The sequence below is a fragment of the Streptomyces spiramenti genome (genome assembly GCF_012034385.1).
In the GTDB taxonomy this organism is placed as follows: Bacteria; Actinomycetota; Actinomycetes; order Streptomycetales; family Streptomycetaceae; genus Streptomyces; species Streptomyces spiramenti.
On sequence record NZ_JAAVJB010000074.1, the window covers coordinates 1 to 21257 of the forward strand.

Annotated in this window: 20 protein-coding genes and 1 pseudogene; 16 read left to right on the top strand and 5 right to left on the bottom strand. The window is 73.4% G+C overall.

Annotated features, from left to right (window positions below; genetic code table 11):
* Positions 1–133 precede the first annotated feature (133 nt).
* The 7 genes from HCJ92_RS11420 to HCJ92_RS11450 all read left to right on the top strand — a co-directional run bounded on the left by HCJ92_RS11420 (position 134) and on the right by HCJ92_RS11450 (position 8071).
* Complete coding sequence (locus HCJ92_RS11420; protein ID WP_167933400.1) at positions 134–550, top strand: VOC family protein; 417 nt, start codon at positions 134–136, stop codon at positions 548–550.
* Between the two features lie 63 nt (positions 551–613).
* Positions 614–3013 (top strand): ATP-binding cassette domain-containing protein, encoded by a 2400-nt coding sequence (locus HCJ92_RS11425; RefSeq protein WP_167933401.1) that lies wholly within the window; start codon positions 614–616, stop codon positions 3011–3013.
* Between the two features lie 107 nt (positions 3014–3120).
* The gene (argC, locus tag HCJ92_RS11430) at positions 3121–4149 is read left to right on the top strand and encodes an N-acetyl-gamma-glutamyl-phosphate reductase (RefSeq protein WP_167933402.1); all 1029 of its coding nucleotides are present in this window, start codon (positions 3121–3123) and stop codon (positions 4147–4149) included.
* Positions 4146–5297, top strand: a complete 1152-nt coding sequence (gene argJ / locus HCJ92_RS11435; RefSeq protein ID WP_167933403.1) for a bifunctional glutamate N-acetyltransferase/amino-acid acetyltransferase ArgJ — start codon at positions 4146–4148, stop codon at positions 5295–5297. The genes argC and argJ overlap by 4 nt, the downstream gene beginning before the upstream one ends.
* Positions 5294–6280, top strand: a complete 987-nt coding sequence (gene argB, locus HCJ92_RS11440) for an acetylglutamate kinase (protein ID WP_167933404.1) — start codon at positions 5294–5296, stop codon at positions 6278–6280. Before argJ ends, argB begins: the two co-directional genes overlap by 4 nt.
* Positions 6277–7509, top strand: coding sequence for an acetylornithine transaminase (locus HCJ92_RS11445; RefSeq protein WP_167933405.1), 1233 nt, complete (start codon positions 6277–6279; stop codon positions 7507–7509). The genes argB and HCJ92_RS11445 overlap by 4 nt, the downstream gene beginning before the upstream one ends.
* A gap of 37 nt (positions 7510–7546) precedes the next feature.
* On the top strand, positions 7547–8071 hold the full coding sequence (locus HCJ92_RS11450; RefSeq protein ID WP_167933406.1) for an arginine repressor: 525 nt from the start codon (positions 7547–7549) through the stop codon (positions 8069–8071).
* A gap of 72 nt (positions 8072–8143) precedes the next feature.
* Here HCJ92_RS11450 and HCJ92_RS11455 read toward each other — a convergent pair whose 3' ends face one another.
* Positions 8144–8503 carry a VOC family protein gene (locus HCJ92_RS11455; RefSeq protein WP_167933407.1) on the bottom strand — a complete coding sequence of 120 codons (360 nt, stop codon included), beginning with the start codon at positions 8501–8503 and terminating at the stop codon, positions 8144–8146.
* Positions 8504–8733: 230 nt separating this feature from the next.
* A complete protein-coding gene (locus tag HCJ92_RS11460) occupies positions 8734–9840 on the bottom strand; it encodes a polyprenyl synthetase family protein (RefSeq protein WP_167933408.1) in 1107 nt (368 codons plus the stop codon).
* A gap of 466 nt (positions 9841–10306) precedes the next feature.
* On the opposite strand from HCJ92_RS11460, the gene HCJ92_RS11465 reads away from it, so the two are divergent.
* Entirely contained in the window at positions 10307–11503 is a 1197-nt protein-coding gene (locus tag HCJ92_RS11465) for an argininosuccinate synthase (protein ID WP_167933409.1), read from the top strand.
* 157 nt (positions 11504–11660) lie between these two features.
* On the top strand, positions 11661–13112 hold the full coding sequence (gene argH, locus HCJ92_RS11470) for an argininosuccinate lyase (protein WP_167933410.1): 1452 nt from the start codon (positions 11661–11663) through the stop codon (positions 13110–13112).
* Between the two features lie 32 nt (positions 13113–13144).
* Here the strand turns inward: argH and HCJ92_RS11475 are convergent, their stop codons facing one another.
* Positions 13145–13825, bottom strand: a complete 681-nt coding sequence (locus tag HCJ92_RS11475; RefSeq protein ID WP_167933411.1) for a 1-acyl-sn-glycerol-3-phosphate acyltransferase — start codon at positions 13823–13825, stop codon at positions 13145–13147.
* A 274-nt stretch (positions 13826–14099) separates the two neighbouring features.
* Here HCJ92_RS11475 and HCJ92_RS11480 point away from each other — a divergent pair, with 274 nt between their 5' ends.
* Positions 14100–14618 (top strand): GNAT family N-acetyltransferase, encoded by a 519-nt coding sequence (locus HCJ92_RS11480; protein ID WP_167933412.1) that lies wholly within the window; start codon positions 14100–14102, stop codon positions 14616–14618.
* A 46-nt stretch (positions 14619–14664) separates the two neighbouring features.
* On the opposite strand, the gene HCJ92_RS11485 is transcribed toward HCJ92_RS11480, so the two are convergent.
* Both HCJ92_RS11485 and HCJ92_RS11490 read right to left on the bottom strand, forming a co-directional pair.
* Positions 14665–15129: a hypothetical protein gene (locus HCJ92_RS11485; protein WP_209311002.1), complete on the bottom strand. Its 465-nt coding sequence runs from the start codon at positions 15127–15129 to the stop codon at positions 14665–14667.
* Entirely contained in the window at positions 15122–15493 is a 372-nt protein-coding gene (locus tag HCJ92_RS11490; protein WP_167933413.1) for a hypothetical protein, read from the bottom strand. The genes HCJ92_RS11485 and HCJ92_RS11490 overlap by 8 nt, the downstream gene beginning before the upstream one ends.
* A 410-nt stretch (positions 15494–15903) precedes the next feature.
* On the opposite strand from HCJ92_RS11490, the gene HCJ92_RS11495 reads away from it, so the two are divergent.
* The 6 genes and pseudogenes from HCJ92_RS11495 to HCJ92_RS11520 form a co-directional block, all read left to right on the top strand.
* Positions 15904–16971 (top strand): ATP-binding cassette domain-containing protein, encoded by a 1068-nt coding sequence (locus HCJ92_RS11495; protein ID WP_167933414.1) that lies wholly within the window; start codon positions 15904–15906, stop codon positions 16969–16971.
* A gap of 3 nt (positions 16972–16974) precedes the next feature.
* Positions 16975–17646 carry a methionine ABC transporter permease gene (locus tag HCJ92_RS11500; protein ID WP_167933415.1) on the top strand — a complete coding sequence of 224 codons (672 nt, stop codon included), beginning with the start codon at positions 16975–16977 and terminating at the stop codon, positions 17644–17646.
* A gap of 106 nt (positions 17647–17752) precedes the next feature.
* The gene (locus tag HCJ92_RS11505; protein WP_167933416.1) at positions 17753–18622 is read left to right on the top strand and encodes a MetQ/NlpA family ABC transporter substrate-binding protein; all 870 of its coding nucleotides are present in this window, start codon (positions 17753–17755) and stop codon (positions 18620–18622) included.
* Positions 18623–18709: 87 nt separating this feature from the next.
* The gene (locus HCJ92_RS11510; protein ID WP_420824698.1) at positions 18710–19372 is read left to right on the top strand and encodes a GNAT family N-acetyltransferase; all 663 of its coding nucleotides are present in this window, start codon (positions 18710–18712) and stop codon (positions 19370–19372) included.
* Positions 19373–19454: 82 nt separating this feature from the next.
* Positions 19455–20657, top strand: coding sequence for a precorrin-6y C5,15-methyltransferase (decarboxylating) subunit CbiE (cbiE, locus tag HCJ92_RS11515; protein ID WP_167933417.1), 1203 nt, complete (start codon positions 19455–19457; stop codon positions 20655–20657).
* 230 nt (positions 20658–20887) lie between these two features.
* Positions 20888–21257, top strand: a pseudogene (locus tag HCJ92_RS11520) (hypothetical protein); the annotation flags it as partial.

Here is a 21257-nt window from a genome sequence, read left to right on the forward strand (position 1 = left end):
GGCGCGGCCGTCCCGGCCTGTGTCGCCAGGGTCCGCACCCGCCCGCGGCGCGCCGGCCCGCCTGCCGCGGCGGCGGCCGACCCCGTCAGGATCGGAGAAGCGGAATCCGCCGGTCCCTCGTAGCGTCGGACGCATGGACATCAGGCTCTCGCAGTGCTTCATCGCCGTCGACGACCACGACCGGGCCATCGCCTTCTACCGCGACGCCCTGGGACTGGAGGTCCGCAACGACGTCGCGTTCGAGGGGATGCGCTGGGTGACCGTGGGGTCCCCCGCGCAACCGGACGTCGAGATCGTGCTCGAACCCCCGCTGGCCGACCCCACCGCCGCCCCGGAGGACCGGCAGGCGATGGCGGAGCTCCTCGCCAAGGGCATGCTACGCGGCGTCATCTTCGCCACCGACGACTGCGACGCCACCTTCGAGCGGGTGCGCGCCGCCGGGGGCGAGGTGCTCCAGGAGCCGCTGGACCAGCCCTACGGGGTACGCGACTGCGCGTTCCGCGACCCCGCGGGGAACATGCTGCGCTTCACCCAGCCGCGCGAGCGGTAGGCGCGAGCGCCACCGGGCCGCGCCACCGGGGCACGGCCCGCCGGGACACCCGTGGGAGCCACCATGAGCAGGGCCGAGAGCGACGTGGAGCACACCACCGCCGGCGGGGCGGCGCGGACCGTCGCCGACCGGCACGACGTGATCCGCGTCCACGGCGCCCGCGTCAACAACCTCCGCGACGTCAGCGTGGAGCTGCCCAAGCGGCGGCTCACCGTCGTCACCGGCGTCTCGGGGTCGGGCAAGAGCTCCCTGGTCTTCGGGACGGTGGCCGCGGAGTCGCAGCGGCTGATCAACGAGACCTACAGCGCCTTCGTGCAGGGGTTCATGCCCGCCCTGGCCCGACCCGACGTGGACGTCCTGGAGGGGCTGACCACGGCGATCATCGTGGACCAGCAGCGGCTCGGTGCCGACCCCCGGTCCACGGTCGGTACCGCCACCGACACCGGTGCGCTGCTGCGGATCCTCTTCAGCCGCCTGGGGCGGCCCCACCTCGGGCCGCCCAACGCGTTCTCCTTCAACGTGCCGTCCGTGCGGGCCAGCGGCGCCTTCACCGTCGAGCGGGGGAACGCCCGGACGGAGAAGCGGACCTTCACCCGGGTCGGGGGGATGTGCCCGCGCTGCGAGGGGCGCGGGACCGTCTCCGACATCGACCTCGCGGAGCTGTACGACGCCGACAAGTCGCTCACCGAGGGCGCGATCAAGGTCCCGGGGTACACCGGCGACGGCTGGATGGTGCGCGTCATCGCCGGGTCGGGCTTCGTCCACCCGGCGAAGCCGATCCGTCGCTACACCGAGCGGGAGCTGGCGGACTTCCTCCATCACGAACCCACCAAGGTGAAGATCAACGGCATCAACCTGACCTACGAGGGGCTGATCCCGAAGCTGCAGAAGTCGATGCTGTCCAAGGACCGGGACGCGCTCCAGCCGCACATCCGCGCCTTCGTCGACCGGGCGGTCACCTTCACCGACTGCCCCGACTGCGACGGCACCCGGCTCAGCGAGGGCGCCCGCGGTTCCCGGGTCGCGGGGATCAACATCGCCGAGGCCTGCGCCCTGCAGATCACCGACCTCGCCGCCTGGGTCCGCGCGCTGGACGAACCGTCCGTGGCGCCGCTGACGACCGCGCTGGCCGACGGGCTCGACGCCTTCGCGGAGATCGGCCTCGGCTACCTCTCCCTGGACCGCCCGACAGGGACCCTGTCGGGCGGCGAGGCGCAGCGGACGAAGATGGTCCGCCACCTCGGCTCCTCGCTGACGGACGTCACCTACGTCTTCGACGAGCCCACCATCGGCCTGCACCCGCACGACATCCAGCGCATGAACAACCTGCTGGTGCGGCTGCGGGACAAGGGCAACACCGTGCTCGTGGTCGAGCACAAGCCGGAGGTGATCGCGATCGCCGACCACGTGGTCGATCTGGGGCCCGGCGCCGGGTCGGCGGGCGGCACCGTCTGCTTCGAGGGCCCGGTGGAACGGCTCCGGGCCGCCGGCACCGTCACCGGTCGGCACCTGGACGACCGTGCCGCGCCCAAGGCCGCGGTGCGCGAGCCGCGCGGAGCGCTGGAGATTCGCGGCGCGGACACCCACAACCTGCGGCACGTCGACGTCGACATCCCGCTCGGGGTGCTGGTGGTCGTCACCGGCGTCGCCGGCTCGGGCAAGAGCTCGCTGGTGCACGGGTCGATACCCGCCGGTCGGGGGGTGGTCTCGATCGACCAGGCCGCGATCCGGGGGTCGCGCCGCAGCAACCCCGCGACCTACACCGGCCTGCTGGACCCGATCCGCAAGGCGTTCGCCCAGGCCAACGGGGTCAAACCCGCACTGTTCAGCGCCAACTCCGAGGGTGCCTGCCCCAACTGCAACGGCGCCGGCGTGGTCTTCACCGACCTCGGCATGATGGCGGGCGTCGCCGTCACCTGCGAGGAGTGCGAGGGCAAGCGGTACCAGGCCGCGGTGCTGGAGTACCGCCTCGCCGACCGCGACATCGCCGAGGTGCTGGCGATGTCCGTCGCGGAGGCCGCGGAGTTCTTCTCCGACGGCCAGGCCCGCACCCCGGCCGCCCTCCGCGTGCTCGGCCGCCTGGCCGACGTCGGCCTGGGGTACCTGCGGCTCGGGCAGCCGCTCACCACCCTCTCCGGCGGGGAGCGGCAGCGGCTGAAGCTCGCCACCCACATGGGGGAGAAGGGCGGCGTGTACGTCCTGGACGAGCCGACCACCGGCCTGCACCTCGCCGACGTCGAACAGCTGCTCGGCCTGCTCGACCGGCTGGTCGACGCGGGGAAGTCCGTGATCGTCGTGGAGCACCACCAGGCGGTGATGGCCCACGCCGACTGGATCATCGACCTGGGTCCCGGCGCCGGCACCGGCGGCGGAGAGGTCGTCTTCGAGGGCACCCCCGCCGACCTGATCGCCGCCCGCTCCACCCTCACCGGCGAGCACCTGGCCGCCTGGGTCGGCGGGTAGAGCCCTGGCGGCGCGCGCCCCGGCGCCCATCGGAGGTGCGTGCACGGTATTGCATATATCTACGGCTGTCCGTATAGTCATGCCTTCTGGTTCGATCAGAGGAGGACATGGCTGTGCGCGCTGCGGTGGCGGGAGCGAGCGGGTACGCCGGGGGCGAGATCCTCCGGCTGCTGCTCGCGCACCCCGAGGTCGAGATCGGAGCCCTCACGGGCAACTCCAACGCGGGGGAGCGGCTCGGCGCTCTCCAGCCGCATCTTCCGCCGCTCGCGGACCGCGTCCTCGAACCCACCACCACCGACGTGCTCGCCGGCCACGACGTCGTCTTCCTCGCCCTTCCGCACGGCCACTCCGCCGCCGTCGCCGAGGCGCTCGGCGACGGCGTGCTCGTGGTCGACTGCGGCGCCGACTTCCGGCTCCGGGACGCAGCCCAGTGGACACGCTGGTACGGCACCCCCCACGCCGGTACCTGGCCGTACGGGCTGCCCGAACTCCCCGGCGCGCGCGAGGCGTTGCGGACGACGCGCCGGATCGCCGTGCCCGGCTGCTACCCGACCGCCGTCTCGCTGGCGCTGTTCCCGGCGTACGCCGCCGGGCTCGCGGAGCCCGAGGCCGTCGTGGTCGCCGCCTCCGGCACCTCGGGCGCGGGCAAGGCGGCCAAGCCCCATCTGCTGGGCAGCGAGGTCATGGGGTCGATGAGCCCCTACGGCGTGGGCGGCGCCCACCGCCACACCCCCGAGATCGCACAGAACCTGGCAGCGGTGGCGGGGGAGAAGGTCACCGTCTCCTTCACCCCCACCCTCGCCCCGATGCCGCGCGGCATCCTCGCCACCTGCACCGCCCGCGCCCGCGAGGGCGTGACCGCCGCCGGCCTCCGCGAGAGCTACGCGAAGGCGCTGGCCGGGGAGCCCTTCGTCCACCTGCTCCCCGAGGGGCAGTGGCCGTCCACCGGCGCGGTCGCCGGCTCCAACAACGTCCTGCTCCAGGTCGCCCTCGACGAGGACGCGGGCCGGGTCGTGGTGGTGTGCGCGGTCGACAACCTCACCAAGGGCACCGCGGGCGGCGCCCTGCAGAGCATGAACATCGCCCTCGGCCTGCCCGAGGAGCTCGGACTTCCCACCACCGGAGTGGCCCCATGAGTGTGACCGTGGCGAAGGGATTCCACGCGGCAGGTGTCGCCGCCGGGATCAAGGACAGTGGCGGGCTCGACCTCGCCCTCGTCGTCAACCGGGGCCCGCGCCGGGCCGCGGCGGGCGTCTTCACTGCCAACCGGGTCAAGGCCGCGCCGGTGCACTGGTCCGAGCAGGTCCTCAAGGGCGGCACGGTCGCCGCGGTCGTCCTCAACTCGGGTGGCGCCAACGCCTGCACCGGCCCGCTCGGCTTCCAGGACACCCACGCCACCGCGGAGCGCGTCGGCGAGGTGCTCGACGTCAGCGCGGCCGAGGTCGCCGTCGCCTCGACCGGCCTCATCGGCGTCCGACTGCCCATGGACAAGCTGCTGCCCGGGGTCACCACCGCCGCGGACGCGCTGAGTGAGCACGGCGGCGAGAAGGCCGCCATCGCGATCAAGACCACCGACACCGTGCACAAGACCGCCGTCGCCGGTCGCGACGGCTGGACCGTGGGCGGCATGGCCAAGGGCGCGGGCATGCTCGCCCCGGGCCTGGCCACCATGCTGGCGGTCCTCACCACCGACGCGGACGTGGACTCGGCGACCCTGGACCGCGCGCTGCGTGCGGCGACCCGCACCACCTTCGACCGGGTCGACTCCGACGGCTGCATGTCCACCAACGACACGGTGCTGCTGCTGGGCTCCGGCGCCGCCGGGGTCGCCCCGGACGCCGACGAGTTCGCCGAGGCCGTCCGCGAGGTCTGCGCCGACCTCGCCCTCCAGCTGGTCAAGGATGCGGAGGGCGCCTCCAAGGACATCCGCGTCGAGGTGGTCGGCGCCGCGACCGAGGACGACGCCGTCGAGGTGGCACGCTCCATCGCCCGCAACAACCTGCTGAAGTGCGCGGTGCACGGCGAGGACCCCAACTGGGGCCGCGTCCTCTCCGCGATCGGCACCACCTCCGCCGTCTTCGACCCCGACCGGCTCAACGTCGCCATCAACGACGTCCTCGTCTGCGAGAACGGCGCCGCCGGCGCCGACCGGTCGCTGGTCGACATGCGGTACCGCGAGGTCCGCATCACCGCCGACCTGCGCGCCGGAGACCAGGCCGCGACCGTCTGGACCAACGACCTCACCGCCGACTACGTCCACGAGAACAGCGCGTACTCCTCATGAGCGAGCCCCTGAACACCGCCCCCGCCGAGAACGCCGCCGCCGGGCGCCCCGGTGCCCGCCGTCACACCGCGCTGCCCAAGGCCCAGACCCTCGTCGAGGCGCTGCCCTGGCTCACCCGCCACCACGGGAAGACCGTCGTCATCAAGTTCGGCGGCAACGCCATGGTCGACGACGACCTGAAGGCCGCCTTCGCGCAGGATGTCGTCTTCCTGCGGCACGCGGGGCTGCGGCCCGTGGTCGTCCACGGCGGCGGCCCCCAGATCAGCGCGCAGCTCGACCGGCACGGTCTGGTCAGCGAGTTCCGCGCCGGGTTGCGGGTCACCACCCCCGAGGCGATGGACGTGGTCCGCATGGTCCTCGCGGGGCAGGTGCAGCGCGAACTCGTCGGCCTGCTCAACCAGCACGGCCCGCTCGCCGTCGGCCTCACCGGCGAGGACGCCCACACCCTCAGCGCCACCCGGCACCGCCCCCGCATCGAGGGCGAACTGGTCGACATCGGCCGCGTCGGCGAGATCACCGCCATCGACACCGGAGCCATCGAGGCGCTGCTCGCCGACGGCCGCGTCCCCGTGGTCTCCTCCATCGCACGTTCGGCCGACGACGACCACGTGTACAACGTCAACGCCGACACGGCGGCGGCGGCCCTGGCCGCGGCGCTCGGCGCCGAGACCCTCATGGTCCTCACCGACGTCGAGGGGCTCTACGAGGACTGGCCGAACAGCGACGACGTCATCAGCCGGCTGACCGCCTCCGAACTGGAGGAACTGCTGCCCTCGCTGGCCAGCGGCATGGTGCCCAAGATGGAGGGGTGCCTCCACGCCGTCCGCAACGGCGTCCGCACGGCCCGTGTCATCGACGGCCGCGTCCAGCACTCCATCCTCCTGGAGATCTTCACCGACGAGGGCATCGGCACCATGGTCGTCCCCGACGACGACCACCGCTCCGTCCCCGCCACGCCCCGCGCGCAGGAGGTTCCCGCATGACCGCCGCCCCGGCCGATGCCGCCGCGACCGGCCCCCACAGCGGCAACGCCGAGCTCACCGCCCGCTGGCAGGGCGCGCTGATGGACAACTACGGCACCCCCCGCATCCCGCTGGTGCGCGGCGAGGGCGCCCGGCTGTGGGACGCCGACGGCAAGGTCTACCTCGACTTCCTCGGCGGCATCGCCGTCAACTCCCTGGGAACCGCCCACCCCGCCGTGGTGGAGGCGGTCTCCCGGCAGGTCGCGACGCTCGGCCACGTCTCCAACCTCTTCACCGCCGAGCCGCCCGTCGCGCTCGCCGAGCGGTTGCTGGCCCTCGCCGGCCGCCCCGGCACGGTCTACTTCTCCAACTCCGGCGCGGAGGCCAATGAGGCCGCCCTCAAGATCGGACGCCGCACGGGCCGCACCCACATGGTGGCCGCCGACGGCGGGTTCCACGGCCGGACGATGGGCGCACTGGCGCTCACCGGCCAGCCGGCCAAGCAGACCCCCTTCCTGCCGCTGCCCGGTGAGGTCACCCACGTCCCCTACGGCGACGTCGACGCGCTGCGCGCCGCCGTCACCGAGGAGACCGCGCTCTTCGTGGTCGAACCGGTGCAGGGCGAGAACGGTGTCGTCCCCGCCCCCGACGGCTACCTCGCGGCGGCCCGTGAGATCACCCGCGCCACCGGCACCCTCCTGGTGGCCGACGAGATCCAGACCGGCATCGGCCGCACCGGCCACTGGTTCGCGACCGGGGCCGCAGGGGTCGAACCCGACGTCATCACCCTCGCCAAGGGGCTCGGCGGCGGCCTGCCGATCGGCGCGACGCTCGCCTTCGGCCCCGCCGCGCATCTGCTGACCGCCGGTCAGCACGGCTCCACCTTCGGCGGGAACCCCGTGAGCTGCGCCGCCGCGCTCGCGGTGCTGGACACCATCGAGAACGAGGGGCTCCTCGCCCACGTGCGGGAGACCGGGCAGCGGCTGCGCTCGGCGGTCGAGGGACTGTCGCACCCGCTGGTCCACCACGTGCGTGGCAGCGGGCTGCTGCTGGGTATCGTGCTCAACGAGCCGGTCGCACCACGGGTGCAACAGGCGGCTCAGGACGCCGGGTTCCTGGTGAACGCGGTGGCGCCGGACGTCGTCCGCCTGGCGCCGCCGCTGATCGTCGGGAAGTCCGAGGTGGACGCCCTCACCGGCGCACTGCCGCGCGTCCTCGACGCGGCGGCAGTGACGACCGCGGCGTCGTGAGCGGACGGCCAGCGAGCCGACGAGCCGGAGAGGCAGTATGACCGACGAGCACAGCGGGCCCGCGGTGCCGCAGACACGGGCCGCGCGCCACCGGCGGATCGTGGACATCCTCGGCAGACAGGCGGTGCGTTCACAGAGCCGCCTCGCCCGGCTGCTCGCCGACGACGGGCTCGCCGTCACCCAGGCGACGCTCAGCCGGGACCTCGACGAACTGGGGGCGGTGAAGATCCGCAACAGCGCGGGTGAGCTGATCTACGCGGTGCCCAGCGAGGGCGGGTACCGCACCCCGCACGCGCCGCTCGGCGAGTCGGTGAAGGAGGAGCGCATGGCCCGCCTCGCGGGTGAACTCCTCATCTCGGCCGAGTCCTCGGCCAATCTGGTGGTGCTGCGCACCCCACCCGGTGCCGCCCAGTTCCTGGCCTCCGCCATCGATCAGGCGGAACTGCACGTGGTGCTGGGGACCATCGCCGGTGACGACACCCTGCTGCTGATCAGCCGGGAACCGGACGGCGGCCGGGCGCTCGCCGACCACCTGCTGCGGCTGGCGCAGAAGGAGCGCTGACGCGCGGCGCCCACCGGGCCAGTCGCGCTGCGCCCGCGACCCGGTGGGCGGCCCCGCGCCGGGGCGGCTGCATCACCCGGCGGGCGGCTGGTGCAGCCCGAAGGGCGACCCCTGGTCGTCGCGGCACAGACGGAACCGGCCGTACCGCGCCTGTTGTTCGGCATCGCCGTCGATCTCCATCTCCTCGACGGTGCCGCCCAGCTCGCGGACGGTGCCGAGCGCACGGTCCATGTCGTCCACGCGGAAGAACACGTACGGCGCGCTGCCCGGGTCCCCGCCGTGGATCCCTCCGGGCACCGAGGACCCCTCCACGGTGAGCCCGGAGCCGTCCGGCCCCGGCGCCGTCGTCCAGCCGAACAGGCCGCTGTAGAAGGCGCGGGCCCGTTCCGGGTCCTCCACGCCGAGCTCGAAGAACGTGATCTCACCGGACATCGCTGACCTCCCGGGTGGCGCGCGGTCGCGGGATGATCACCCCGTTCGGCCCGCACGTGACTGGAGCAGGCGGGCACGCGGTGCCCGCCTGACCTCACGGTAGGTCGGGCCACCGGCGTCGGCACCCGGTGGCGGGCCGTCCGCGCGACCCCCGGCGGGTCAGCTGCCGTCACGCTGTCGCCGGGTGCGCTGCCGCCGGCGGCAGCGCACGGGCGCCGCCCCGCCACGGGTCAGCTGTCGCGACGGCAGGCGAGCTCGGCCAGACCGGCCAGTGCCGCCGCCGCCTCACCGGTCGCACCCGAGTCGGCCAGCGCCGAGGCGGCACGGTCGGCGTGCTCGGCGGCGGCATGCTCGGCCCAGCGCCGGCCGCCCGCCTGCTCCACCAGATCGGCCAGTTCGGTGAGGCGCTCGGGGCCCTCGGGGGGGCCGTCCGGGTCGACCGGCCCGTAGCGCGCCGCCAACCGGCGGGCGGCGGAGCCGTCCGCCGCGAGCGCCGCCGAGACCGGAAGCGACTTCTTCCTGGCGGCGAGGTCGGCGCCCGCCGGTTTGCCCGTCAGCGCCGGGTCCCCCCAGATCCCCAGCAGGTCGTCGGCGATCTGGAACCCGAGCCCGAGATGGTGGCCGAACCGTCGCAGCGCCGCCACCCGCTCCGACGGGGCCCCGGCCCACACCGCACCGAGGGCGCAGGAGCAGGCCAGGAGCTCGGCCGTCTTCCGCTCGCTCATCGACAGGCACTCCGCCAGCGGCACCGCCCCGCGGCTCTCGAACCCCACGTCGGTGTGCTCGCCGTCCACCAGCAGCGTGGTGGCGTCGGCGAGGGCGCGGACGCCCGCCGCGGCGCGCGGCGTGCCCTCGTCCGCCAGGACCCGGAAGGCGTGCGAGAGCAACGCGTCCCCGGTCAGGAGCGCCCCGGGCGACCCGAAGACGGTCCAGGCGGTGGCACGGTGCCGGCGGGTGGTGTCCCCGTCGAGGATGTCGTCGTGCAGCAGGGAGAAGTTGTGCACCAGCTCCACCGCGACCGCCGGCGGCAGCGCGTCCTCCGGACGGCCACCGCAGGCCTCCGCCGCGGAGAGGACCAGCGCCGGGCGCAGCACCTTGCCGGTCAGCCCCCGGTCCGGCCTGCCGGCGGCGTCGTTCCAGCCGAAGTGGTAGCGGGCGATGCGGCGCAGCTCCCCGGGGAGCAGGTCGATCCAGCCCAGGAGCGACGGCTCCACCAGGATGCGTGCCCGGCGCAGCGCGGCGCGGGCCGGGGTGTCGGCGGGGGACGGTGCCGCGCCCTGCGCGGGAACGGTGGCGGCGGGGCGGCCGGTGGGGGGTACGGCGGTAGGCGTCGACACGGTGCGCTCCAGATCGTGCTGTGCCCGGCGCGCCGGGCGGGGCGTCCCAGCGTGACCGACCCCCCGCCCGGCGCGGGACGGCCCGTGACCGCTCCACGGGCGGCCGTGCCCCGGATCGCGGTGGACGCGACCGCGGCGGACCCCGCTGACCTGCGCTCTTTCGCGGGGGGCGCGGAGAGCCGTGGTGACGGAGAATTCAATGCTTTCCACATGTCACCCTTTCGGGCGGCGCGCGGACCGTTGCGTGCGCCGGGCGGGAAGAGTGGGCGCGCGCGCCGGGGCACCGCTGGGGGCGGTCGCCGCGCGGGCGGAGATGCCTCGCGACGGGGCAGGGCCGATGTCGCGTTCCGGGGCCCGTGGAGCGTCGGGGCGCGGCCTCGGGTCGCGCCGTCGGGGCCGGATTGACAATCCATGCGGAGGGCTGCATAGTTATTCCAGTCAGCGTATGCATCCCAAGGAGATTCCCGTGACCGAGCGCGTCGTACTCGCCTACTCCGGCGGTCTGGACACCTCTGTCTGCATCGGCTGGATCGCCGAGGCGACCGGGGCCGAGGTCATCGCCGTCGCCGTCGACGTCGGCCAGGGCGGCGAGGACCTCGACGTCATCCGCAAGCGCGCGCTGGAGTGCGGTGCGGTGGAGGCCGAGGTCGCCGACGCCAAGGACGAGTTCGCCGAGGAGTACTGCCTCCCCGCGATCAAGGCCAACGCCCTCTACATGGACCGCTACCCGCTGGTCTCCGCGCTCTCGCGGCCGACCATCGTGAAGCACCTGGTGGCCGCCGCGCAGAAGCACGGCGCCTCCACCGTCGCACACGGCTGCACCGGCAAGGGCAACGACCAGGTCCGCTTCGAGGCGGGCATCTCCTCCTTGGCGCCCGACCTGAAGTGCATCGCGCCGGTCCGGGACTACGCCATGACCCGGGACAAGGCCATCGCCTTCTGCGAGGAGCGCGGCCTGCCGATCGCCACCAGCAAGAAGTCGCCGTACTCCATCGACCAGAACGTCTTCGGGCGCGCGGTGGAGACCGGCTTCCTGGAGGACATCTGGAACGCCCCCATCGAGGACGTGTACGAGTACACCGAGAACCCCGCCACGCCGCGTGACGCCGACGAGGTCGTCATCACGTTCGAGAAGGGCGTCCCGGTCGCGATCGACGGCCGTCCCGTCACCGTCCTCCAGGCGATCCAGCAGCTCAACGACCGGGCGGGAGCCCAGGGCGTGGGCCGGATCGACATGGTCGAGGACCGGCTGGTCGGCATCAAGTCCCGCGAGGTGTACGAGTCCCCGGGCGGCATCGCGCTGATCACCGCCCACCAAGAGCTGGAGAACGTCACCGTCGAGCGCGAGCTGGCCCGCTACAAGCGGCAGGTCGAGCAGCGCTGGGCCGAGCTGGTCTACGACGGCATGTGGTTCTCGCCGCTCAAGCGGGCCCTGGACGGCTTCATCGACGAGGCCAACGAGCACGTCACCGGCGACATTCGGATGACGCTCCACGGCGGGCGCGCCGTGGTCACCGGCCGGAAGTCCGAGAAGTCGCTCTACGACTTCGAGCTCGCCACCTACGACACCGGCGACACGTTCGACCAGTCGATGTCCAAGGGCTTCATCGAGATCTTCGGCATGTCGAGCAAGATCGCCGCCAAGCGGGATCTGGCACAGTAGGGCAGCGGCCGGACGGCTCCGCCGGGCCCCGGCCCCACAACCGCAGAACGAACCGTGTCCCCGGCGCCGTCCGGGGACACGGTTCGTTCGCAGCACCGTCCCTTACCCGGGCGGGTCACGCCGGTGATCCGCCCACCCTTGCGAGGAGTTCACCGCCATGAGCAACGGAGCAGGCCCCGACGCGCCGCAGCAGCCCGAGAGCGGGATGCGGCTGTGGGGCGGCCGATTCGCCGACGGGCCCTCGGAGGCCCTGGAACGGCTGAGCGCCTCCGTTCACTTCGACTGGCGACTGGCCCCCTACGACATCGCGGGCTCGCGGGCCCACGCCGCAGCCCTGCACCGCGCCGGCCTCCTGACCGACGAGGAGCTCTCCGCGATGCTCGCCGGTCTGGGCCGGCTGCTCACCGACGTGGAGGCAGGGACGTTCGTCGGGACCGTCGCCGACGAGGACGTCCACACCGCGCTGGAACGCGGACTGCTGGAGCGCGTCGGTCCGGAGCTCGGCGGCAAGCTCCGGGCGGGCCGTTCCCGCAACGACCAGGTCGCCACCCTCTTCCGGATGTACCTGCGTGACCACGCCCGCGTCATCGGCGGGCTGCTCGCGGACCTGGGGGAGGCGCTCACCGAGCTGGCCGCCGCCCACCCCGACGCGGCGATGCCCGGCCGTACGCACCTCCAACACGCCCAGCCGGTCCTGCTCTCCCACCACCTCCTGGCGCACGTCCACGCGCTGGGACGGGACGCCGAGCGGCTGCGGCAGTGGGACGCCCGCACCGCGGTCTCCCCCTACGGCTCCGGCGCGCTGGCCGGTTCCACCCTCGGACTCGACCCGCGGGCGGTCGCCGCCGAGCTCGGCTTCGAGCACGGCTCCTCCGCCAACTCCATCGACGGAACCGCTTCCCGCGACTTCGTCGCCGAGTTCGCCTTCATCACCGCCATGGTCGGCGTGGACCTCTCGCGCATCGCGGAGGAGATCATCCTCTGGAACACGAAGGAGTTCTCCTTCGTCACCCTCCACGACGCCTTCTCCACCGGCTCCTCGATCATGCCGCAGAAGAAGAACCCCGACATCGCCGAGCTGGCGCGCGGCAAGTCGGGCCGGCTCATCGGCAACCTCACCGGACTGCTCGCGACCCTGAAGGCGCTGCCGCTGGCCTACAACCGCGACCTCCAGGAGGACAAGGAGCCGGTCTTCGACTCCTGCGACCAACTGGAGGTCCTGCTGCCGGCCTTCACCGGGATGATCGCCACGCTGACCGTCCACACCGACCGGATGGCCGAACTCGCCCCCGCAGGCTTCTCGCTCGCCACCGACATCGCCGAATGGCTCGTCCGCCGCGGTGTGCCGTTCCGCGTCGCGCACGAGGTCGCCGGCGCCTGCGTGCAGGTCTGCGAGAAGGAGGGCATCGAGCTCGACCAGCTGACGGACGAGCAGTTCGCCGCCATCTCACCGCACCTGACCCCCGAGGTCCGCGAGGTCCTGACCGTCGCCGGCTCGCTCGCCTCGCGCAGCGGACGCGGCGGCACCGCCCCCGCCGCGGTCGCCGAACAGCTCACCGAGGTCCGCGCGGAGCTCGCCGAGCAGCGCGCCTGGGCCGCCGCCCGCTGACGCCGCGCCGACCCCCCCTGGGGCGCGACCGCTCAGGCGGCCCTCGCCTTGGTGGCGTACATGTCGACGTACTCCTGGCCGGAGAGACGCATCACCTCGGTCATCACCTCGTCGGTGACGGCCCGCAGTACGTAGCGATCCCGGCCCATCCCCTCGTAACGGGCGAACTCCAGCGGAGCCCCGAAGCGGACGGTGATCCGCTCGCCCCGCCGCACACGCGGCAGCCCGCGGCCCCCGGGCTGCACCCGGTCCGTGCCGATCATGGCGAACGGGACCACCGGGGCGCCCGTCATCAGCGTCAGCCGCGCGATCCCGGTCCGGCCGCGGTACAGCCGGCCGTCGGGAGAGCGCGTGCCCTCGGGGTAGATACCGAAGACGTCCCCGCGCTCCAGCACCCGGCGCCCGGTCATCAGCGCCGCGACACCGCCGCGCCCGCCGTCCCGGTCCACCGGGATCATCCCGACGCCGGTGAAGAACCACGCCATGAGCCGGCCCTTGGGGCTGCGGCCCGTCACGTACGAGTCCTTGCCGATGAAGAACACCTGGCGGCCCGTCACCAGCGGCAGGATCAGGGAGTCGATGAACGTCAGGTGGTTGCCCGCGAGGATGACCGGACCGGTCCCCGGAATGTGGGACGCCCCCTCGACGCGGGGACGGAACAGCACCCGGAGGAGCGGCCCCAGGACCGCCTTGATCAGTCGGAAACGGGACAACGGGTCCTCCGGTCGAGAAGCGCGCCGCGCGGAGTCGGGCGACAGGTGAGGATATCCCGCGGCCGACTCCCGGCCCCGGTCCGGCCACGGTACGGACACCGGGAGTCGGCAATGTCACAGAGGAGTTCCGTCCGGCCGCGTTTCGCCGCCCGCCCCGCGCGGACACAATGCAACCGGCGCAGGACACCGCGCGCCGTCAGGGCACCCGGACGGTCGGACCGCGCGCAACCCTCGAACCGCCGCGGCCGGCCCAGCTCGCCAGGAGGATGCACGCATGGGCATGAGCGTCATGATCGGCACCGCGACCGAGTCGGACACCGAACACGTCCTCAAACTCCAGTACCTCTGCTACCAGTCCGAGGCCGAGCTGTACAGCGACTACAGCCTCGAACCCCTCACTCAGTCACTGGAGGAGCTCCGCACCGAGATGGCCGGCGGCCCCGTCCTCGTCGCGCGCCTGGGAAGTGAGGTCGTCGGCGCGGTACGCGGCCGGATCGAGGCCGACGGCGCCGCGACCATCGGCACCCTCATGGTCCACCCCCGGATGCGCCGGCACGGCCTCGGCCGCCGCCTGCTGGCCGCGATGGAGGAACTGCTCGCCGGGCAGAGCGCCACCGCGGACCGGTTCCGACTGCGGACGGGCCACCGCAGCGAGGGCAACCTCCGGCTCTACCGGCGCCTCGGCTACGCCCCCGTCGGCACCGAGGTCGTCACCCGCCGACTGAGTGTGGTCACCCTGGAGAAGCGCCGCGCGACCCCGTCACCCGTGCCGGAGCTCGCCGTCGCCGGCTGACCGGCGCTGCCGGGTCCGCCGCCCCGCGGGGCGGCGGACCCGGACGTCAGTCCCGCGCGGGTGCCGGGCGGGCGCCGCCCGCGCGCAGCCAGAACAGCCCCACCACCGGCAGCACCAACGGCAGGAACAGGTAGCCCATGCCGTAGGTCGACCAGACCGTCGAGTCCGGGAACGCCGAGGGGTCGAGCACCGTCCAGGTGCCCACGACCAGCACACCGGCGAGCTCCACGGCGCACGCTGCCACGCCCAACCGGCGCGCCCGTTCGCCACCGCGCACCAGCACCACGGTGATCAGGGCGTACACCAGGGCGGCGCCCGCCGACAGCAGGTAGGCGAGCGGGGCCTCGTCGAAGCGTGTCGACAGTTGGTAGAGAGAGCGTGACGCGGCGCCCACCGTGAACACTGCGTAGAGGGTGACCAGCAGCCGACCCGGCCCGGATCGCAGCCCGTGCCGATCGCCGCTGCCGCCGCCGGGAGCGGTCCCTCCGTCGGTCACGGATGCCTCAGCCAATGCCACCACCCCATACGTCGTGCAGCCGCAGTTCCAGGACGGCGAGCAGGAACGCCCCCGCGGCGACCGTCGCCGGCCCCCACCGGGAACGCTCGCCCAGGGCCACCATCGCCACCAGCGGCACGCAGGCGGTGACGGAGACCAGGTAGGAGACGAAGACCACCGTGGAGTCCCCGGCGGGCCGGTCTCCCCCCGCCAGCATCACGACGCCGACGACGAGCTGCACCACGGTGAGCAGGGTCACCGCGGCCATGGCCGCGTAGTGCCAGTCCTTCGCCGACCGGTCACGCAGGGCCGCCACGGTGCACCAGACGCCCAGCAGCACGGCAGCCGCCGCGACCGCGACGGTCAGGGGGGTGAGCATGCGCCCGACTCTACTGCGACCCGCGGCCCCCTCCCGATCGGGCCCCGCCCGGCAGGCGGACGCCCCGACGTCCGACATGCGGACGGATTCCGGTCACGCGACCAGGTGTGCGTCTCGTGATGATTAACTGTCCGGCATGACCGGAGCGAGCAGCCACTATCAGGCACCCGAGACAGGAACCCTGTCCGGCGCTCGCTGTCCGTGTCGAATGTGTGCGCGCTGAGGGCCGACACCCGAGCAGCCTCGCGCCCCGAAGCGAGAACGCGCCGTGCGCCGAGCCGCGCCGACGCCCGCTCACCCCTGATCCGCCAGGCACCCCCCGACAGTCCCCGGACCGCCTCCGGCACGCCGCCGCGAGGTCCGTCCCGGTGCGCACCCACGCGCCGCGACCCGACAGTGACGGAAACCCTGTGATCACCACCACGGACCTGACCAAGGTCTACCGCACGCGCGACCGTGAGGTCACCGCGATCGACGGCGTCAGTCTCCACGTCCGCCCGGGCGAGGTCTTCGGCGTCATCGGCCGCAGCGGAGCCGGGAAATCCTCCCTCATCCGCTGCGTCAACCTGCTGGAACGCCCCAGCAGTGGCACCGTCACCGTCGACGGCACCGACCTCACCGCCCTCGCCGGCCGCGGCCCGCGCGCCGGCAAGGAACTGCGCCGGGCCCGCACCCGCATCGGCATGGTCTTCCAGCACTTCAACCTCCTCTCCTCCCGCACCGTGCAGGGCAACGTCGAACTCCCGCTGGAGATCCTCGGCCTCACCCGCCGGGCGCGCGCTGCCAAGGCGCTGGAACTCCTCGATCTGGTGGGCCTCGCAGAGAAGGCCGGGGCCTACCCCGCCCAGCTCTCCGGTGGCCAGAAGCAGCGCGTCGGCATCGCCCGCGCCCTCGCGGGCGACCCCAAGGTGCTCCTCTCCGACGAAGCGACCTCCGCGCTCGACCCCGAGACCACCCGCTCCGTGCTGCGGCTGCTGCGCGACCTCAACCAGCAGCTCGGCCTCACCGTCCTCCTCATCACCCACGAGATGGACGTCGTCAAGTCGGTCTGCGACTCGGCCGCGCTGATGCGCGACGGTCGGCTCGTGGAGTCCGGTGAGGTCTCCGAGCTCCTCGCCACCCCCGGCTCCGAACTGGCCGCCGAGCTGTTCCCGCTGGCCGGGGCCGCCTCCGGCGCCGGCCGCACCGTCGTCGACGTCACCTTCCACGGCGAGCGCGCCGGGCAGCCGGTCATCTCCGGCCTGGCGCGCACCCACGACACGGACGTCTCCATCCTCGCCGCCGCCATGGACACCGTCGGCGGCCGGCAGGTCGGCAGGATGCGCATCGAGCTCTCCGGCTCGGGCGCCGACGCGGACCGGGCCATCGGCTACCTCCGGGACCAGGGCCTCACCGTCGAGGTCCACGACCCCCGCACCGCGCCCACCGCCGACCTGGCCGACGCCGCGCCGGGCGCGGCCGACCTGGTGAAGGAGTAGACGATGACCTGGGAACAGATGCAGCCCCTGCTGTGGCAGGGCACGATCGACACCCTCTACATGGTGTGGTGGTCCAGCCTCTTCGCCGTCATCGGCGGCCTCCCGTTGGGCGTCCTGCTGGTCCTCACCGACAACGGCGGACTCCTGCGCAACGTCCCCGTCAACCGGGTCCTCGGCTTCGTCGTGAACGTCGGGCGCTCCCTGCCGTTCATCATCCTGCTGGTGGCGCTGATCCCCTTCACCCGGCTGATCGTCGGTACCGCCATCGGCCCCACCGCCGCCGTCGTCCCCCTGGCCGTGGGTGCCATCCCCTTCTTCGCCCGCCTCGTCGAGACCGCGGTCCGCGAGGTCGACCACGGCCTGCTGGAAGCCGCGCTGTCCATGGGCGGCGGGGTGTGGGCGGTGGTGCGGAAGGTGCTGCTGCCCCAGGCGCTGCCCTCGCTGGTCGCGGGACTCACCACCACCGTCATCGCCCTCATCGGCTACTCCGCGATGGCCGGCGCGGTCGGCGGCGGCGGGCTCGGCACCATCGCCCTCAACTACGGCTACCGCCGCTCCGAGACCGACTTCATGCTGGTCATCATCCTGGCGCTCATCGTCATCGTCACCGTCGCCCAGCTCATCGGCGACGGCGTGGTCCGGCTGCTCGCCCGCCGCGAGCGCGCCGGTACCTGACCCGCCGGTACCCGACCGAGCCGCTGCGCCGGCCGCGTCCGCGCGCACCCCAGACCCCCGGCGCCGTCCCGGCCCCGGGCAGTACCACCACAGAGAGGCACTTTTCGTGCGTACCACCACCCGCAAGCCCCGCAACGGCACCGTCCGTACCGCTGTCGCCCTCGCCGGCGCGCTGACCCTGGCCCTCACCGCCTGCGGGACCTCCAGCGACCCCGACACCGACGACAACGGCTCCTCCTCCGACGTCGAGGAGACCCTCAGCCTGCGCGTCGCGGCCAGCCCCGTCCCGCACGCCGACATCCTCAACTTCGTCAAGGACAACCTGGCCGAGGACGCCGGACTCGACCTCACCGTCGAGGAGTTCGACGACTACATCCTGCCGAACACCGCGCTGGAGGACGGCGAGGTCGACGCGAACTTCTTCCAGCACCAGCCCTACCTCGACGACTTCAACGCCAAGCAGGGCACCAGCATCGTCGGCCTCACCGACGTGCACCTGGAGCCGCTGGGCGTCTACTCGAACTCGATCGACAGCCTCGACGACCTCCCCGAGGGCGCCACCGTCGCCATCCCGGACGACGCGACCAACGCGGGCCGCGCGCTCCAGCTGCTGGCGGGCGAGGGGCTCATCACCCTGGCCGACGGCGTCGGCGCCGAAGCCACCCTCGGCGACATCACCGAGGACAACGGCCTGGTCTTCAACGAGCTGGAGGCCGCCACCCTGCCCCGCGTCCTCGACGACGTGGACGCCGCGGTGATCAACGGCAACTACGCGCTGGAGGCAGACCTCAGCCCCGCGGACGACTCGCTGCTCCTGGAGGAGGCGGAGGGCAACCCCTACGCCAACTTCCTGGCTGTCCGCGAGGGCGACGAGGACAACGAGGCCGCCGCGGCCCTGAGCGAGCTGCTCACCTCCGACGAGGTGCGCCAGTTCATCGAGGAGACCTACCAGGGCTCGGTCCTGCCCGCCTTCTGAGCGGAGCACGCCCGATCCCCACTCCCCGCACCACGCCCCGGGCCCCGGCTGTCAGGCCGGGGCCCGGGTCCGTCACGCGCCGTGCCCATGCTGCATGCTGTGACTACCACCCAGGCCACGGAGCGGCGCATGACACCCACCTTTCCCGACGTCACCCTCGCCACCGAGCGGCTCGTCCTGCGACGCTACGAGGAGGCCGACCAGCCCGCGCTCACCGCCATGATGGACGACGAGCTCACGGCCGCCTGGACCTCGGTACCGGCCCCGTACTCGGCCGTGGACGCCCGGGAGTGGATCGCCCGCTTCGCCCCCGCGGAACGGGACGAGGGGCGCGGCATAGTCTTCGCCGTCACCGACCACCTCACCCAGCGCCTCGTCGGTTCCGTTCACCTGATGAAGACCAACTGGCGTGTGAGGTCGGCGGAGGTCGGCTACGTCGTCGCCCCCTGGGCCCGGGGCGAGGGATACGCGGTCGAATCCGTCCTCGCCGTCGCCGAGTGGCTCTTCGGCGACCAGGGCTTCGAGCGCATGGAACTGCGCACCGCCGCCGGCAACACCGCGTCGCAGCAGGTCGCGCTGAAGATCGGCTGCCTGAGCGAGGGCGTCCTGCGCAGCGCCGGCATGGTGCGGACCCGCACCGAGGACGGCCGCTGGGCGGAGGTCCGCACCGACGTGATCGTCTGGGGCCTCATCCCGGAGGACCTGGAGGATCTGGACGACCTCGGCTCCGTCGGCGAATCCGTCGTCTGAGGGCGGATCAGACGGGCTCGGACACGGGTAGTCTCATCCCGTCCGCACCACCGCGTCGCCACACCCCCGGAGTCCGCAGGCCATGGCCGACCGCGTCACCGTGATCGGATGGGACGGCTCGCCGCTCGAACCGGCGGCCCGTTCCGCTCTGCGAGCGGCCACCCTCGTCGCCGCCGCACCCCGCCACCTGGAACAGCCCGAGATCCCGCCCGGCGCCGACCGCGTCACCCTCGGGAGCGTCCCCCTCGCCGCCGAGCGCATCGCGCGCCACCGCGGCAGCGCCGTGGTCGTCGCCGACGGCGACCCGGGCTTCTTCGGCCTCGTCCGGGCCCTGCGCGCCCCGGCGCACGGGTTGGAGGTCGAGGTCATCCCCGCAGTTTCCTCCGTGGCGGCTGCGTTCGCGCGTGCCGGCATGCCGTGGGACGACGCGCGCATCGTGGTGGCCGGACAGGGCACGCTGCGCAGGGCGGTCAACGTCTGCCGCGCGCACCCCAAGGTCGCCGTCCTGACGGCACCCGGTGCCGGTCCCACCGAGATCGCCCTGATGCTGCGCGGAGTGCACCGCACCTTCGTCGTCTGCGAGAGCCTCGGCACCCCGGACGAGAACGTCACGATGGTCACCCCGGACACCGCCGTCAACCACCACTGGCGGGACCCCAACGTGGTCATCGTCCTGGGCGGCGGTCAGGCACCCACGCGCGACGGCTGGCTCGCCGGCGGCGTACCGACCGGCCCGGCCGGCTGGGCGCTGGAGGCTGCCGACTACGGGCTGCCGCCCGCCGCACCCACCGAGGGGCAGTCACCCACGCTGCGCGCGGCCCAACTAGCCTTCCTGGGCCCGCGCCCCGGCGACCTCGTGTGGGACGTCGGAACCGCGGGCGGTCTCGCCGCCGTCGAGGCGGCGCGTCTGGGCGCCGCGGTGATCGCGGTGGACCGCGACGCCCAGGCGTGCGCCCGGGCGACCGCCGGGGCGCGGGCGGCGGGCGTCGAACTCCAGGTGGTGCACGGGGGAGCGCCGCAGGCGCTCGGCGACCTGCCCGAGCCCGACGCGATCCGGGTCGGCGGTGGCGGCCCCCGCACGCTGCGGGCGTGCGCGGACCGCCGGCCGGCGCGGATCGTCACCCACGCCCTCACCCGGGACGAGGCGGAGGGCGCCGGGGGCGTGCTCGCCGCCGCGGGCTACCGGGTGCGGTGCACCCTGCTCCAATCGGTCTCCCTCGACACCGGAACCTGGTCGGAACAGAGCAGAAACGTAGCGTTCCTGCTTTCAGGCAGTCGGACGTAAACCGGACAACGACAAACCCGGACCATAGGGTTCGGGTCGGACGGTGATGGGCAAGCGTGTCCGCGGTGCCCGGTAGGGTGCTGTGTCGTTGTGTCACCGCAGGCGGGCGGGTTCGTCCGCAGATGTCCGGCCGGACCGGGGCAGGGCCGTGCCGACGCACGCCCGACCGTGCCCCGACCGACCGGAGCGCGGCGGACGGGAGAGCACTACCTGATGGGCAAGGGGTTCGCATGACCGAGACCGGCGGCTTCCCGGAACGGGGACAGCTGGACCAGACGGGCGTCGCCCCGGGGCACGCGGCACCCCCGCAGGGCCTCGTCACCCCCGACTTCCCGTTCCCCGGCGGCGGCGAGCCCGAGGAGCGCGAGGAGGAGGAGCTGCTGATGCCGGGCGCCGCGGGCGCCTGGGGCGACGGCAGCGCCGCCGCCACCCCGTCCGGCGCACCTCGGCCCCCCCATGCCCGAGCAGAACGGCGCCGTCATGCCCCTGGCGGACCGTCAGGCGGCGACGCGGATCGCCCCACCCGAGGAGCAGCGCCCGGCCGCTCCGGAACCGGGGACCACGGAGGTGGCACCGGCGGCCCCCGCCGTGGACGGGCCG